This is a genomic window from Deltaproteobacteria bacterium (assembly GCA_026712905.1).
Classification (GTDB): domain Bacteria; phylum Desulfobacterota; class Binatia; order UBA9968; family JAJDTQ01; genus JAJDTQ01.
The window spans coordinates 15,531-29,518 of record JAPOPM010000005.1; the positions used below are offsets into that span (position 1 = coordinate 15,531).

14 protein-coding genes are annotated in these 13,988 nt (G+C 67.5%); 8 read left to right on the forward strand and 6 right to left on the reverse strand.

From position 1 onward, the window contains the following. The first annotated feature begins 121 nt into the window (after positions 1-121). Together OXF11_00295 and OXF11_00300 are read left to right on the forward strand one after the other, a co-directional pair. Entirely contained in the window at positions 122-1,144 is a 1,023-nt protein-coding gene (locus OXF11_00295) for a thiamine pyrophosphate-dependent dehydrogenase E1 component subunit alpha (protein MCY4485546.1), read from the forward strand. Positions 1,145-1,146: 2 nt separating this feature from the next. Then, complete coding sequence (locus OXF11_00300; protein MCY4485547.1) at positions 1,147-2,124, forward strand: alpha-ketoacid dehydrogenase subunit beta; 978 nt, start codon at positions 1,147-1,149, stop codon at positions 2,122-2,124. Between the two features lie 100 nt (positions 2,125-2,224). On the opposite strand, the gene OXF11_00305 is transcribed toward OXF11_00300, so the two are convergent. The 3 genes from OXF11_00305 to OXF11_00315 are packed head-to-tail and all read right to left on the reverse strand — an operon-like array spanning position 2,225 to position 4,442. After that, a complete protein-coding gene (locus OXF11_00305) occupies positions 2,225-2,977 on the reverse strand; it encodes a creatininase family protein (protein MCY4485548.1) in 753 nt (250 codons plus the stop codon). 53 nt (positions 2,978-3,030) lie between these two features. Then, positions 3,031-3,411, reverse strand: a complete 381-nt coding sequence (locus tag OXF11_00310; GenBank protein ID MCY4485549.1) for a CopG family antitoxin — start codon at positions 3,409-3,411, stop codon at positions 3,031-3,033. 14 nt (positions 3,412-3,425) lie between these two features. Beyond that, positions 3,426-4,442 carry a zinc-binding dehydrogenase gene (locus tag OXF11_00315; protein ID MCY4485550.1) on the reverse strand — a complete coding sequence of 339 codons (1,017 nt, stop codon included), beginning with the start codon at positions 4,440-4,442 and terminating at the stop codon, positions 3,426-3,428. Between the two features lie 159 nt (positions 4,443-4,601). Here OXF11_00315 and OXF11_00320 point away from each other — a divergent pair, with 159 nt between their 5' ends. From OXF11_00320 to OXF11_00345, 6 genes are all read left to right on the forward strand, one after another. Beyond that, positions 4,602-4,934 (forward strand): cupin domain-containing protein, encoded by a 333-nt coding sequence (locus tag OXF11_00320; protein ID MCY4485551.1) that lies wholly within the window; start codon positions 4,602-4,604, stop codon positions 4,932-4,934. Between the two features lie 112 nt (positions 4,935-5,046). After that, a complete protein-coding gene (locus OXF11_00325) occupies positions 5,047-5,799 on the forward strand; it encodes a hypothetical protein (protein MCY4485552.1) in 753 nt (250 codons plus the stop codon). 85 nt (positions 5,800-5,884) lie between these two features. Next, positions 5,885-6,175: an antibiotic biosynthesis monooxygenase gene (locus OXF11_00330; GenBank protein MCY4485553.1), complete on the forward strand. Its 291-nt coding sequence runs from the start codon at positions 5,885-5,887 to the stop codon at positions 6,173-6,175. Between the two features lie 12 nt (positions 6,176-6,187). Continuing rightward, on the forward strand, positions 6,188-7,369 hold the full coding sequence (locus OXF11_00335) for a CoA transferase (protein ID MCY4485554.1): 1,182 nt from the start codon (positions 6,188-6,190) through the stop codon (positions 7,367-7,369). Between the two features lie 34 nt (positions 7,370-7,403). Continuing rightward, complete coding sequence (locus tag OXF11_00340) at positions 7,404-8,519, forward strand: AbrB family transcriptional regulator (protein MCY4485555.1); 1,116 nt, start codon at positions 7,404-7,406, stop codon at positions 8,517-8,519. 62 nt (positions 8,520-8,581) lie between these two features. After that, on the forward strand, positions 8,582-9,478 hold the full coding sequence (locus OXF11_00345; protein MCY4485556.1) for an alpha/beta fold hydrolase: 897 nt from the start codon (positions 8,582-8,584) through the stop codon (positions 9,476-9,478). Between the two features lie 17 nt (positions 9,479-9,495). Here OXF11_00345 and OXF11_00350 read toward each other — a convergent pair whose 3' ends face one another. Genes OXF11_00350 through OXF11_00360 form a run of 3 tightly spaced genes read right to left on the reverse strand, consistent with a single transcriptional unit; the run spans position 9,496 to position 13,561 of the window. Beyond that, positions 9,496-11,808 carry a xanthine dehydrogenase family protein molybdopterin-binding subunit gene (locus tag OXF11_00350; protein ID MCY4485557.1) on the reverse strand — a complete coding sequence of 771 codons (2,313 nt, stop codon included), beginning with the start codon at positions 11,806-11,808 and terminating at the stop codon, positions 9,496-9,498. A gap of 6 nt (positions 11,809-11,814) precedes the next feature. Further along, on the reverse strand, positions 11,815-12,900 hold the full coding sequence (locus tag OXF11_00355) for a hypothetical protein (GenBank protein ID MCY4485558.1): 1,086 nt from the start codon (positions 12,898-12,900) through the stop codon (positions 11,815-11,817). 34 nt (positions 12,901-12,934) lie between these two features. Next, positions 12,935-13,561, reverse strand: a complete 627-nt coding sequence (locus OXF11_00360; protein MCY4485559.1) for a cysteine hydrolase — start codon at positions 13,559-13,561, stop codon at positions 12,935-12,937. Between the last annotated feature and the right edge of the window lie 427 nt (positions 13,562-13,988).

Here is a 13,988-nt window from a genome sequence, read left to right on the forward strand (position 1 = left end):
CGAGCGGAGTCTTGTCACGGCCGCGTCGCGGGAATGACGGTTCGGGGTGTTGGCGGTGCTTCCCTTCCGCGGCCAACCGGAGTAGATTCCACGGCGAATTCCGAACCAGCGGGAGGGAACCATGCTACCCGACATGCCACGAGATCAGCGGCTCGATCTGCTGCGCAAGATGCTCATGATCCGGCGCGCGGAAGAGCACGTCGTCCGGTTCAACGAGGAGCACGAGGGCCTCATCCGGGGCCACTTCCACATCTACATCGGCCAGGAGGCCACCGGCGTGGGCGTATGCTCGGCGCTGGCGCTGGAGGATTATGTCTTCAGCACCCACCGGAACCACGGCCACGTCATCGCCAAGGGCGGCGACCCCGGCAAGGTGCTCGCCGAGGTCATCGGACGCGAGACCGGCTACTGCCTGGGACGCGGCGGCACCTTCCACGTGGCGGCGCCCGACCTGAACATCCTCCACACCTCCGCCATCGTGGGCGGCAGCACGGCGCTGGCCTCCGGGGCGGCGCTGGCGGCCCAGGTGCTGGAGTCCAACGCCGTGACCGTGGTCTTCTTCGGCGACGGCGCCATGGACGAGGGCGTGGCGTATGAAAGCATGAACATCGCGCGGTTGTGGAACCTGCCGCTGATCTTCGTGATGGAGAACAACTACCGGCGCGCCGGACGGGTCAATGCCGACCACGCCGCCGACGACCTGCCCAACATTCCGCGCGCCCTCAACCTCGAGACCGTCAGCGTGAACGGCGACGACGTGGGCCAGGTGCACGGCACGCTGAAGGAACTGGTGCGGCGCACCCGCGCGGGCGAGGGGCCGTTCTTCGTCGAGGCGCGCACCCATCCGTGGCCGGGCAACGACGGCGCCCACCCCACGCTGGTGGGCGGGGTCACGGACATCAACTGGGCGTGGGACCCCAGCCCGGTGCCCGAGAACGTGCGCTCCTGGTACGCCGAGGGCGACTGCATCCTGGCCTACGCGCGGGAGCTGGCGGCCAGCGAGGGATGCGACCGGGACACCGTGGTGCGGGTCGACGAGGAGGTGCGGCGCGAAGCGGACGCCGCGGCACAGTTCGCGCTCACGAGCCCGCTGCCTCCGCCCGAGGCGGCGGTCCGGTACGCATACGCGGGAAGGGGTGAATAGCCATGGCGCGCGAGATGACCCTGGGAGAGGCTTTGGTCGAGGCATTGGCCGAAGCCATGGAGCAGGATCGCCGGGTGGTGCTCATCGGCGGCGGGCTGGTGAGCTCGGGGCCGGCGGCGGAGCGCTTCCGCTCGGTGCGCGAGCGGCACGGCAAACGCATCAAGTCCCCGCCCATCGCCGAGCTGGGCTACTGCGGCATCGCCGCGGGCGCGGCCATGGCCGGGTTGCGGCCGCTGGTGGACATCGGCACCGCGACCTTCTCGTACGAGGCGATCCCGCAGATCAACAACGAGGCGGCCATCGCCTACTCCAACTCCGGCGGCCAGACGAACGCTCCGGTCACCTATTTCATGCGCTACGGCATCCGCGGCGGCGGCGGCGTGCAACACTCGGGCAGCCCTCAGCCCTGGTACTGGAACACCCCGGGCCTGCAGGTGGCCATGCCCGCCACCCCGGCGGACGCCAAGGGTTTGCTGCGGACCGCGTTGCTGAAGAGCCAGGACCCCACCATCTTCATGGCCCACGAGCGGCTGCTGGGCGAGCGCGGCCCGGTGCCCGACGGCGAGCACGACACCGATTTCGGCAAGGCAACGGTGGCCCGGGAAGGCAGCGACGTCACCATCGTGGCCACGGGCGTGCAGGTGCCTCGGGCGATGGCGGCCGCCGAGACCCTGGCTAAGGACAACATCTCCGCCGAGGTGGTGGACCCGCGGACACTGGAGCCGCTGGACACCGACACCCTGTTGGCGTCGGTGCGGAAGACCGGCCGGCTGGTGGTCACCGACGAGAGCCACGACAACTGCGGCGTGGCCGCGAATATCGCCGCGCTGATGGCCGACCTGGCCTTCGACAGCCTGAGGGCCCCCATCAAGCGGGTCGCGATCCCCCACGTGCCCATCCCCTTCGCGGCGCCGCTGGAGGACCACGTGACGCCCACCGCCGAACGCATCGTGGAGACCACCCGGGCGATCATCGGGTGACGGCTCAATCAGGACGTCCTTCGACTTCGCGCCGCTGACGCGGCACTACGCCTGTCCTGAGCTTGACGAAGGGCTCAGGAGGAACGGTCGTGGAGTTTCCCTACTCCGCTTCCCGATACTCCCGGGCGAACTCGCACAGGCGCTCAACGCACAGATCGAACAGTTCGCCGCCCTTTTTGGCGCTGGCGAGATTGGGGTCGCCCATCACGCCCGACGGCGACAGATCCTCGCGCGGCGTCTGGACGTAGCCGCCCACCTTGCTGACGAACGCCGGCGTCTGCGGCCCGAGATGCGTCACCAGGCTGCCCTGCGCACACAGTTCCTCGCGCAGGTGCAGGTTCATGGAGGTTTCCACCGCCCCGGCGTGGCCCACGCGGGCGCCGGGCATCTTCTCGTCGGGGAACAACCGGCCCATGTCCTTGTCCACCAACCCGAACCAGTTCAGCACCACGACGCGGATCCCCTCCTCGTCCTGGAGCGCCGCCACGGTCGACCGCGACAGCGCCACCTGACCGCCGTGGCCGTTCAGCAGCGCGATGCGGGTGAAGCCGTGCCGGTGCACCGAGCGCACGATCTCGCGGATCAGCGCCATCCAGGTGGCCGCCGTGAGGCTGATGCTGCCGGGAAAGTTCTTGTTGCTCGGCGTGAAGCCGAAAGGCACCGTCGGCCCCACCAGGATCTCCGGATCCCGCCGGGCGGCCGCCCGCGCGATCTCCTGCGAAATGAACGCGTCGGTATCCAGCGGCAGGTGATGTCCGTGCTGCTCGATCACCCCGACGGGGACGATCACCACGCACCCCTTCTCCGCGCATTCCTTGATCCGCGGCCAGCTCAGCTCTTGCCAAATGGGCATCGTGTCCTCCTGACGGTTGACGGCGCTTCCCGCCGATCGGCATTGAGACCGCGTTACGACTTCCTTGCTGTGCCCCGGCGGCGCGAGCTTTCCGGCATCGGAGCATCCGCTCCCGCGGACTGGCCGGTGACCCAGTCCATCATCAAACGCTTGATCTGAGTCTGATAGGGTACGTCGTGCAGGCTCGCCTTGGCCTTGAACGCCTCCAGCAGGTTCTCCGGCACTCTCAAGCTGATGGAGCGACTCTCCTTGCGGACCGTCGGCGAATACAGTCTCCGATAAGCGTCCAGAAACCGGAGGATGTCCGCCGGCTTCATCCGCTTGCACTGCTCCAGGTACTCCTTCGAGAAATACTGAACGGGTCTCGCGGACCGATGTTCATCGACCCACCAATGTCCCTCTTGGTCGGACTCGCCGGTACTTTTCTTCTTCATCCGCAGCTACTCCCTCAATCCAGCACGAACACGCATTTGCCGGTGGTGGCGCTGTCGAAGACGTGGAACGCTTCCTCGGCGTCGTCGAGGGCGAAGCGGTGCGTGACCAGGTCGTCCACCGGGACGTCCTCCTCCACCATGAAGCGGCAGATCTCGATCAGCTCGGACTTGTTGAAGGTCCACGAGCCGATGATGGTGGCCACCTTGAAGATGACGTCGTCGCGGAAGTTGATGGTGGAAGGCGCGCCCATGCCCACGTAGCAGCAGCGCCCGAAGGTGCGCATGGCCTTGAGGATCTGGCTGCGGCATTCCGGGTTGCCGGAGGTCTCCAGCGCCGCCGTGGACCCCAGGCCGCCGGTCAGCTCCTTGATGGCTTCCACCGGGTCGGTGTCCTTGGCGTTGATGACGTGGTCCGCGCCGTAGCGGCGCGCCAGCTCCAGCCGTTCCGGCACCACGTCGACGGCGATGACCTTGGCCCCCATGTACTTCGCACACATGGTCCCGCTCAGGCCCACCGGCCCCTGGCCGAAGATCGACACCACGTCGCCGCCGGCGATGTGGATCTTCTTGAGGCCGTTCCAGGCCGTGCCGGTGCCGCAGGAGATGGCCGCGCCGGCCTCGAAGGACAGTTCCTCGGGGAGATGGATGAGCAAGCGTGACGGCACCAGGATGTAGTCCGCGTTGGCGCCGTGGGCGTCCACGCCGCCGAAGGTCACGTGGCCGTGGGGACAAGCCTGCTCGAATCCCATCGAGCAGATCTCGCAGATGCCGCAGCCCTCGTAGTGGTGCACCACCACCCGGTCGCCCACCGCCAGCCCGGCCGGGGCGCCGGCGCCCAACTCCGCGATGACGCCGCAAGGCTCGTGGCCGGTGATGGCGTCGATGGCCACGGTACCACGGTACCGGTGAAGATCGGTGCCGCACATGCCCGAGGCGCGGATCTTCACCACAGCCTGGCCGGGTCCCGCATGGGGGTCCGGGAACTCACGTATCTCGCACTCTCGGTTGCCGTTGAACATCACGCCGCGCATGGTCGTTCTCCTGTCTCAAGAAATTTCTCTACGGCCCGTAACACGGGGTCGGGCGGCAAGGCAACCGCGCGCCGCCGGGAGCGGCTGTTTCCGTTTCGCCGTTTGTGCTAATGGCAGGAGGGTCGCTTGCTCCATTGTTGAAGACAGGAGGATCGCCCCATGGATTTCGTGAATCTCGCGGAGAAGGCGGACAAGGAACAACGCTTCACGCGGCTCTACGGGACGGACAAGTTCTGCACCTGGATGCTCCACTTCAAGCCCGGTGACCACACGGACATGCACTTCCACACCGAGCCGGAGAGCTTTCTCGTGGTGGAGGGCAAGGCCGGCGTGAAAGACATCCACGGCGGCGAGCGCATCGCCGAGCAGGGCGAGGTGGTGTTCTTCGACGCCAAGGAATACTACCAGATCACCAACGTTGGCACGGGCCGCCTGCTCCTCTACGGCAACCGCCCCGAACCCTTCGGCGGCGTCCACGTCACCGCGAAATAGCCGCCGTGTGCCGTCGGCGCGTGGCCCTGGGCACCGCACGGAGGGGTCGGATCTTGGGCTGGCAATCAGCTTGAATTCATGAGGATTTCCCGCTGTTTCCGGAGAAGGACGGATGGCGAACGAAACTGAATCTGCAGAACGGCAGTATCTCGTCGGCTCGGTCTGGCCCACCAACCGGACCGGCGTGCTCGGCGACACGGAACTGGACCCGAAGCTGCCGCCGAGCGTCCGCTTCGTGCACCTGAGCATGGAGTTCACCCAAGGCACCCAGGACGAGTTCCGGGCGGCCATGCCGGGCTACGAGGCAAAGGCGGCGGAACTGGCGGCGCTCAAGCCGGACCTCATCCGGGTCATCGGCGCGCCGCCGTTCATGCTCCTGGGCTACGAGGGAGAGAGCGCCACCCTCCGTTCCTGGGAAGAGCGCTACGGCGTTCCGATGCTCACCTCGGGAATGAACCACGTATGCGCGTTCCGCACCCTGGGTGTGCGGCGCATCGTGGGCGCGAGTTACTTCCCCGAGCACCTGAACGACCTGTTCCGCCGGTACCTCACCGACGCCGGCTTCGAGATGCTGGGCATGGAGGGAATCGACGTGCCTTTCGCCGACGTCCCCAAGGTACCGGGCTCGGAACTCCGCCGGCAGCTCACGGCGATGTTCGCCCGGAATCCGGGGGGCGAATGCCTCTACATGCTGGGGTCGGCGTGGAAAGCCCTCGACATCATCGAGCCGCTGGAGGCGGACCTGGGCGTGCCCGTGGTCTACGCCCCACCGGCGCGCTGCTGGGAGACGCAGATGCGCCTGGGCGTGCGCCAGCCGATTCCGGGATACGGACGGCTGCTGGCCGAGATGCCGGACCCGGTTTGATCTCGCGAGCCACCGCCTAATCTGCTACAGACTGGAAACCCTGCGGAGGTCGCAGGCTCACGCACACCTACAGGGAGGAAGCGAAATGTCTCTTAGACTCATCGTCACCATCAACGCCGTCGAGGGAAAAGGCGCGGAACTGGCCGGCGCCTATCGGGGCCGCTGTGAGGAAGTCATGAAGGAACCCGGGTGCGAGCAGTTCGAGGTGTTCCACAGCGTCGTGAACCCGGACAAGATGGTGATCATCGAGCGTTGGGTGGATCAGGCCGCCCTGGACGTGCACGCGCAGGTGAACGCCACGCGGCCGCCGCTCAAGCCCGAGCTTCGCGCCGGCGCCACCGAGCGCGAGGACTACGAGTACAACCGCACCCGCTAGGAGCCGCCGTCCATGCCCGCAGCACTCGAAGGCATCAAGATCCTCGACGTCACCAACTACATCGCCGGTCCCTACGCGTCGCTCCTGCTGGCCGACCTGGGCGCCGACGTGTACAAGATCGAGACCCCCGGCAAGGGGGACCCGTTCCGCACCTGGGACAAGGAGCCCAAGGACTACAGCCCGAGCTTCTGCGCGCTCAACCGCAACAAGAAGAGCGTCACCCTCGACATGAAAGCGCCGGAGGGCCGGGAGGTGTTCCTCAAGCTGGCCAGGGAAGCGGACGTCATCGTCGAGAACCTGCGCCCCGGCGTGGTGGACCGGCTGGGCATCGGCTACGACGTGGTGCGGGAGATGAACCCGCGCATCATCTATTGCTCCATCTCCGCCTTCGGGCAGGAAGGCCCGTACCGGGAGCGGCCCGGCTACGACACCATCGGCCAGTCCCTGAGTGGCTTGTTGAGCGTGCTCACCGACGTCGAGCAGCCCCACGGCCCCGGGGCGGCCTTCTCCGACCATCTCGGCGGCATCTTTGGCTGCTACGGCGTGCTCGCGGCGCTGGCCGCGCGCGAGCGCACCGGCGTGGGCCAGAAGGTGGAGACCTCGCTCCTGGAGTCCACCATCTGCTTCCTCGGCCTGAGCATGACCCAGTACCTCTTCAGCGGCGAGGTGCCGAGCATGCGCAGCCGCATCAAGACCGCGGGCGTCTACGCGCTGGTGGCGGGCGACGGCAAGCCCTTCGTCATCCACCTGTCCCATCCGCCGAAGTTCTGGATCGGCGTCACCGAGGTCATGGGGCGGCCGGACTTCCAGACGGACGAGCGCACCAAGGACCGCCCGGCGCGCGCCAAGAACTACGACTTCATCTCCGAGACCTTCGGCGCGGTGGTGCAATCGGAGCCGCGCGAGCACTGGCTCGCGGAGCTGCGCGCCCGGGACGTGCCGTGCGCGCCCCTCAACAACTTCGCCGAGGTCTTCGAGGATCCTCAGGTGCAGTACCTGGACCGGCTCATGGACGTGGACCATCCCGAGTTCGGCCCGTTCAAGCTGGTGCGCAACGGCCTGAACCTGCTGGACACCCCCATCACACTCAAGCTCCGGCCCCCGACCCTGGGCGAGCACAACGAGGAGACCCTGAAGGAGCTGGGCTACGCCCCCGAGGAAATCCGCTCCCTCCAGGAAAGAAACATCGTATGACCGGCGTCGTGCTCCCGTGCTCAAGCCGGAATCCATGAGCCCGGCGTCTTCGAGTCTCGGCTCCCGCGCATGGGCCGCGTTGCGCCGGAGCGTGGCCGACCTGCGCGCGCGCTTGCCCGCCATCCTCACCGCCCTGGCGGTAGGCATTCCCGCGGGGTACCTGTGCGACTCGCTGGACCTGCCCATTCCCTGGATGATCGGCCCCATGGTGGCCATCGCCGCGCTCAACCTGCTGGGCGTCTCCATGGACTCGCCGCCCTACGCGCGACAGATGGGGCAGGTGGTGCTCGGCTCGGGAATCTCCCTGTACTTCACCCCGCCGGTGGTGGTGGCGCTGGCCGCCAACTGGCTGCCCATCATCCTGTCCACCCTGGCGACCTTTCTTATCGGTGCTCTGGGAGCGGTGATCCTGAGCCGGGTCTCGGGAGTCGAGACCCGATCGACCTTCTTCGCGTCCATCCCGGGCGGCGCCATGGCCATGGCCAACCTGGCGCACCGCTACGGCGCGCAGATCGCGCCGGTGGCGGTGGCCCACAGCCTGCGGGTCTCCATCCTCGTGTTGGTGATTCCCTTCGCCCTGACCTACGGCGGCATCCCGCTGGAGACCGGCGACTACCGCCCGACGGTGCCCCTGGACGTGGGCGTGCTGTTGCCCTGGCTCCTCGCCGGTTTCGTGCTCGGCGAGACCTCCGAACGCCTGCACATTCACAACGGCTACCTCCTCATGCCGATTTTCTTCGGCGCCGCGTTCACGGTGAGCGAGGTGCCGCTCTCGGCCGTGCCCCAGTGGATGACCAACTTCGCCCAGCTCATGTTCGGCCTGGTGCTCGGGGCGCGCTACGAACGCGCCTTCTTCATGCGCTACAAGCTGTTCATCCCGTTCGCCCTGCTCAACTCGTTCTTCGTGCTGGCGGCGTCGGTGGTGCTGGCGGCGGCGCTGTCCTGGGGCTTCCACCTCCCCATCGCCACCATGATCATCTCCACCTCCCCCGGCGGTCTGGCGGAGATGGCCATCACCGCCCAGGCGCTGGGAATCGGAGTCCCCGCGGTGATCGCCTTTCATCTGGCCCGAATCGTGGTAGTGAACATGGGCACACAGCACATCTACGTCGGCGCCACCCGCTGGCTGCCGCGACTCGGCCGCCGGTGATTCGCGGCGCGGGTTGGGCGTGCGCGGCCCGCGCCATGCCCAATCTCAGCTCAGGAGGAACCATGGAAGAGAAGATCCGGTTTTTCAGCGGCCCCGGCTACGGCCTGTCCGCGGTCATCACCGTTCCCGACGACCACGAGCGGTCCCATCGCCACCCCGGCGTCATTCTGTGCCAGGGATACGCCGGCCTCAAGGACGCGCTCATGCCCGCGGTGGCCGAACGCATGGCCGCCGAAGGATACGTGACGCTCCGTTTCGACTATCGCGGCTTCGGCGAGAGCGAGGGGCCGCGTCATCGTCTGATCCCGCTGGAACAGGTCGAGGACATCCGCAACGGCCTTACCTGCCTCGGCGTGCGCCCGGAGGTGGACCCCGACCGCCTCGCCATCTGGGGCACCAGCTTCGGCGGCGCCCACGCGGCCTACGCCGCCGCCGCCGATGAGCGGGTCCGCTGCATCGTCAGCGTCGTGGGGGTCGGCGACGGCGAACGCTGGCTCCGTTGCCTGCGCCGCGAATGGGAATGGCAGGCATTCCTGAAGGAACTCGACGACGACCGCGACCGGCGGGTGCTGAGCGGCCAATCCCGGCGCGTCCACCCCTACCACATCATGGAGACGACTCCGGAGGGCTGGGAGTTCTGGAAGGAAACCGTAGCCGCCAACCCGGACAGAGGCGAGGTGGAAATGCCCTTGGAGTGCGCCGACGCCATCATCGAGTACAAGCCCGAGTCCGTCGCCCACGAAATCGGTTGCCCGGCCCTCTATGTCTCCGCCGAGCTTGACACCCTCACCCCGCTCGAAGAACAGTTGAACCTCTACGAGAGCTCACCCGACCCCAAGGACTACGTGGTGATTCCGGACGTCAACCATCACGACATCTACAAGGAGCCGCACCTGAGCCACCTGCTCGACCTGTCCGTGGCGTGGTTCGACGAGTACCTGAAGGAGGTGGGCGACTAGTGTCGCGTCCCGCGACACTAGAACGTCGCTGACCCCCGCACCACCTCCACCACCCGCTCCGGCCGGAGCGGCAGATCCTTCACCCTTACGCCCCCCAACGCGTTGGCGACGGCGTTGCCGATGGCGGGTTCCACCGGGCCGAGGGCGGCTTCGCCCATGCCCTTGGCGCCGAAGGGGCCGTCGGGATGGGGGTGTTCGACGAGGAGCGAAGTGAAGGTCTCGGGGTGGTCCTGCATGGACGGGGGCAGGTAGCTCAGGAAGGTGCAGTTGATGGGCTGGCCGTTGTCGAAGACCATCTCCTCGAACAGCGACGAGCCCAGGGACATGAGCATGGAGCCTTCGTTCTGCAGGTGGCACTGGCGTGGATTGATGGCCTTGCCCGCGTCCACCGCGGTGGCGAGGCGCACCACGCGCACCTTGCCGGTCTCGGTGTCCACCTCCACCTCGGCGGCACAGGCGGACAGGAAGAAGAAGGCCGACGCCTTGCCCTTGCCGGTGGCGGGATCGACGCCGCCGCGGCTCTGGAAGCCGGCGTTGCCGAACAGACTGCCCACGGCGCCGCCGAAACGGGCGCGGAAAAGGTCGCCGAAGGCGAGACGCCGTTCCGGGACGCCCGCCACCTGCACGTGGCCGTCGCGCAGCTCCAGGTCCGCCACATCGGCCTCCAGCTCGCCGGCGCCGATCTCCAGAAGCTGGTCGGCGACCTGGCGGGCCGCCGCGACGGCGGCGTTGCCCATGCTGAACACCGTGCGGCTGGAGCTGGTGGACTGGTCGAAGGGGGTCACGTCGGTGTCGGGGAGGGTGACGGAAACCCGTTCCTGCGGGATTCCCAGCACCTCGCCCACCATCTGCGCCAGGCTCGTCTGGACTCCCTGCCCGATATCCACGCTGCCGGACAAGAGCGTGGCGGAACCGTCGGCGTTGAGCCGCAAGCCGGCGGAGGAATGGGACGGCGTCATGGTGGTCTTGATCATGACCGCCAGACCCTTGCCGCGCACCAGCGGCCCCGCCGCCCGGGACGCCTGCTCCGCGCCGCCCTGCCACTCCACCGCCTCGGCCGCGGCCCGCAGGCAGTCCTCCAGCCCCACCGCTTCCAGGGTATCGCCGGTGACGAACACGTCGCCGTCGTGCACCAGGTTCCTGAGCCGCATCTCCAGCGGATCCAGTTCCAGGCGCCGCGCCATGTCGTCCATCTGCGCCTCGTAGGCCCAGCACACCTGGGGCACGCCGAAGCCCCGGTAGGGTCCGGTGGGCGGGGTGTTGGTGTACACGCAGTAGGAAGTCAGGCGCTGATGCGGGATGCGGTAGGGTCCGCCGGAAACCTCGCCGCCGTTGCGCGAAGTCGAGGGACCGGTCAAGGCGTAGGCGCCGGTGTCGTAGACCGCTTCCACCTGCCGCGCCAGGATCGTGCCGTCGCGCTTGACGCCGGTCTTGATGCGCACCGCCGCCGCGTGGCAGTGGCCGGTGAGGAAGACTTCCTCGCGCGTGAGCTTCCACTGGACCGGCCGGCCGGCCTTCCGCGCCAACGCCGCGGCCAGGGGTTCGAGCCGCAGGTGCACCTTGCCGCCGTAGCCGCCGCCGACATACGGCACCACCACCCGCACCATGGACTGCGGCAACTCGAAAAGCTCCGCGAGCTGGACCCGGATGGACGAGGGGTTCTGCGTGGCCGAATGGACCGTGAGCTTGCCCGCCGCGTCCCAGGAGGCGGTGACCACGTGGGGTTCGAGGTGGCCGTGCTGGATCTTGGGGGTGGTATAGGTGTCCTCGAACACCAGGTCCGAGGAGGCGAAACCCTCGTCGACGTCACCGCGCCCGACGCTGTAGGAAGTCAGCACGTTGCCCCGGTCCTCGTAGTGGTAGTGGCCCTTGTCGAGACGGCTCTCGGACTGCACGCGAGCCTCGTGCAGCCGCGGCGCGGCAGGAGACATGGCCTCGATCGGATCCAGCACCGGCTCAAGGGGCTCGTATTCCACCCGGATGAGATCGAGAGCTTCCTCGGCGATATCCGGCTCTTCGGCCGCCAGCGCGGCCACCACCTCGCCTGCGTAGCGCACACGATCCACCGCCACGATGGGCTGGTCCTTGACCACGGGTCCGAAGTGGGAGTTCGCCGCCGAGAGGTCCGCGCGGGTGAGCACCGCCACGACGCCGGGCAAGGCTTCCGCGGCGCCCGCGTCCACGGACACCAGCCGGGCGTGGGGATGGACACTCCGCAGCACCTTGACGTGGCACAGGCCCGGAAACTCCAGGTCGCCCGTGTACTGGGCCGCCCCGGTGACCTTCGCCGGTCCATCCACCCGCGAGGCGTTTTCGCCGATGGAACTCATGCCGGGTCAGGCCTCCGCCGCCGCCCAGAGCACGCGGATGGCGGGCAGGCCGAGGAACTGGCTGCCCCGTTTCTGCCGTCCGATGCGCTCCCACGTGTCACCCCGGTCGCCGCTCCGGTAGATGTCCCCCTCCCCCGGCGGTCCGGCGGTGTGGCCTCGAGCCACGTCACCGAAGGCGGCGATGATCGCGTTGCCGTCATAGGGGTCGCGGGCCAGTTGCCAGCACATGCCGGGGTGCGTCACCGGCAAGCCGGCGCCCACCTGCCGCCAGGTTCGGCCCGAGTCCTCGCTCCGGTAGATGCGGCCGTCGGCGCCGGTGGGGCGGTCCCAATACTGGGGCGAGCCGTGCCCGCCCGCCAGGAACAGTGCCGGTGGGTCCCCCGGCAGCATCACCAGATCGTGGAAGTAGTCGCTCTCCATGCCCCGCTCGGCACGCTGCCAGCCGGCCTCTGGCGGGTCGCCGCGAAAGAACCCGCGGGAGGTGGCGGTGAAGAAGGTGGCGGGGTTCTCGGGCGAACGGACGATCATGTGCACGTCCGGATACTCGATGCCGTCGCTCACGTCCTCCCAGGTCTCGCCCCGGTCGAAGCTGCGCACGATGCCGCCGTGCTCCAGCGCCAGGTAGAGGGTATCGGTGTTGTCGGGGTCGATGTAGATGTGGCGCACGTGGCCGTGGTGCGGCGGGTACGGGAACCACCAGTGGTGTTGCACCTCCGGGGGCAGGGCGCGCAGGCCTTCGAGCTCCTCCCAGGAGTCCCCGCCGTCCTCGCTGCGGAACAGCATCACCGGCTCGGTGCCGGCATAGACCACCCGGTCCTCGCCCGGGTCCACGGTGACCCAGCGGATGTCGCCATCGAGCACCCGGCGCCAGTTACGCCCCTGGTCGCGCGTGCGGTAGAGGCCGTCCTGGGTCACGCCGGCGTAGACCACCTCGGGGTTGGCGCGGCAGCCCCAGACCGAGTCCACCACTTGGTCCGGGAAGAAGCTCTGATACTCTCGCGACCCCCGCATCGAGGTCCAGATATCCCCCACGCCGCGCAGGATCACCATGCCCGCCTGGGTGCCGGCGTACAGTCTGAGAGCCTCGGCCACGTGCTGTCTCCTCCGCGGCGGTCCCGCCCGCGTGTCAGGCCCGCTGCAGCCTCTCCAGGAAGGTCCCCGAGTCCATCACCACGCCGAAGTGCTTGTCGAAGTTCTGTAGCGTCGCCGCCTGTTCCTCGTCCGAGAAGCAGGCATTGCAGTCCGAGAGGAACAGTACCTTGAAGTCGCGCATGGCGCCGTCCCGGGCGGTGCTGTCGCAGCACACGTTGGTGGCGACCCCGGTGATGGCGATGGTGTCCCGCCCCAGCCGCCGCAGCACGTTTTCCAGGTTGGTGCCGTAGAAGCCGCTGTAGCGGAACTTCTTGATGGTGATCTCGTCCTCCTCGGGCTTCACGCTCTCCAGGAGCTCCGCGCCGGGAGCCCCCTCGATGTTGGTCCAGGGATCGTCGGTGTGGTGGGTCACGGGCTTCAGGTCGGCGAACACGCCCACGTCCGCCAGGTCCTTGCGCTTGGTGGTGTAGAGGTAGATGACCGGCACCTCTGACGAGCGGCACGCCTTCAGCAAATCCTGGAGCTTCGGGATGATGTCCTCGGACGACGGAAGGTAGCGGGCGCCGCGGGGGTCCACCCACATGTTCTGCATGTCGACCACGATCAGCGCCGTGTTGTCCTTGCCTATGCGCCAGTGGTCCGCGGGGCGTGTTTCGTCCATGCTCCACCTCCCTTTGAGATCAGGACCGCTCACCGGACCCCCCGTCTAACACAGGCGAACGCGCGGTCACAAGACACGTTTCCTCCCTTGGACCGATTCCGACCCGATTTGACAAACATCCGCGGCTAGTGTGGTGTCTGGTTAATTCGCATAATAATATGCGGAGGATTTTTCGTTGTCGGCAAGGCGCGATGACGAGCAGTGGCGGGTACCACGCGAGGAAGAGCAACGCAGCCGACGGCGAAAAAGACCCGCAGATTGTTATGCGAATTAACCAGACACCACACTAGTGTACCGTCTCATAAATAGCTTTACAACGATTGATTTTCTCCATAATGGCTTCGACCGAAGCGGTCCAGATGAAAGGAGTGGGCTGTTGGTTATTGATGCGGACGTAGTCATGGATGGCCTGGATGAGTTCCGGGAC

Bases quoted from the DNA above. Each gene is read 5' to 3' on its own strand.
- OXF11_00295 (MCY4485546.1), top strand. From the start codon at position 122: ATGCTACCCGACATGCCACGAGATCAGCGGCTCGATCTGCTGCGCAAG.
- OXF11_00300 (MCY4485547.1), top strand. From the start codon at position 1,147: ATGGCGCGCGAGATGACCCTGGGAGAGGCTTTGGTCGAGGCATTGGCC.
- OXF11_00305 (MCY4485548.1), bottom strand. From the start codon at position 2,977: ATGCCCATTTGGCAAGAGCTGAGCTGGCCGCGGATCAAGGAATGCGCG.
- OXF11_00310 (MCY4485549.1), bottom strand. From the start codon at position 3,411: ATGAAGAAGAAAAGTACCGGCGAGTCCGACCAAGAGGGACATTGGTGG.
- OXF11_00315 (MCY4485550.1), bottom strand. From the start codon at position 4,442: ATGCGCGGCGTGATGTTCAACGGCAACCGAGAGTGCGAGATACGTGAG.
- OXF11_00320 (MCY4485551.1), top strand. From the start codon at position 4,602: ATGGATTTCGTGAATCTCGCGGAGAAGGCGGACAAGGAACAACGCTTC.
- OXF11_00325 (MCY4485552.1), top strand. From the start codon at position 5,047: ATGGCGAACGAAACTGAATCTGCAGAACGGCAGTATCTCGTCGGCTCG.
- OXF11_00330 (MCY4485553.1), top strand. From the start codon at position 5,885: ATGTCTCTTAGACTCATCGTCACCATCAACGCCGTCGAGGGAAAAGGC.
- OXF11_00335 (MCY4485554.1), top strand. From the start codon at position 6,188: ATGCCCGCAGCACTCGAAGGCATCAAGATCCTCGACGTCACCAACTAC.
- OXF11_00340 (MCY4485555.1), top strand. From the start codon at position 7,404: ATGAGCCCGGCGTCTTCGAGTCTCGGCTCCCGCGCATGGGCCGCGTTG.
- OXF11_00345 (MCY4485556.1), top strand. From the start codon at position 8,582: ATGGAAGAGAAGATCCGGTTTTTCAGCGGCCCCGGCTACGGCCTGTCC.
- OXF11_00350 (MCY4485557.1), bottom strand. From the start codon at position 11,808: ATGAGTTCCATCGGCGAAAACGCCTCGCGGGTGGATGGACCGGCGAAG.
- OXF11_00360 (MCY4485559.1), bottom strand. From the start codon at position 13,561: ATGGACGAAACACGCCCCGCGGACCACTGGCGCATAGGCAAGGACAAC.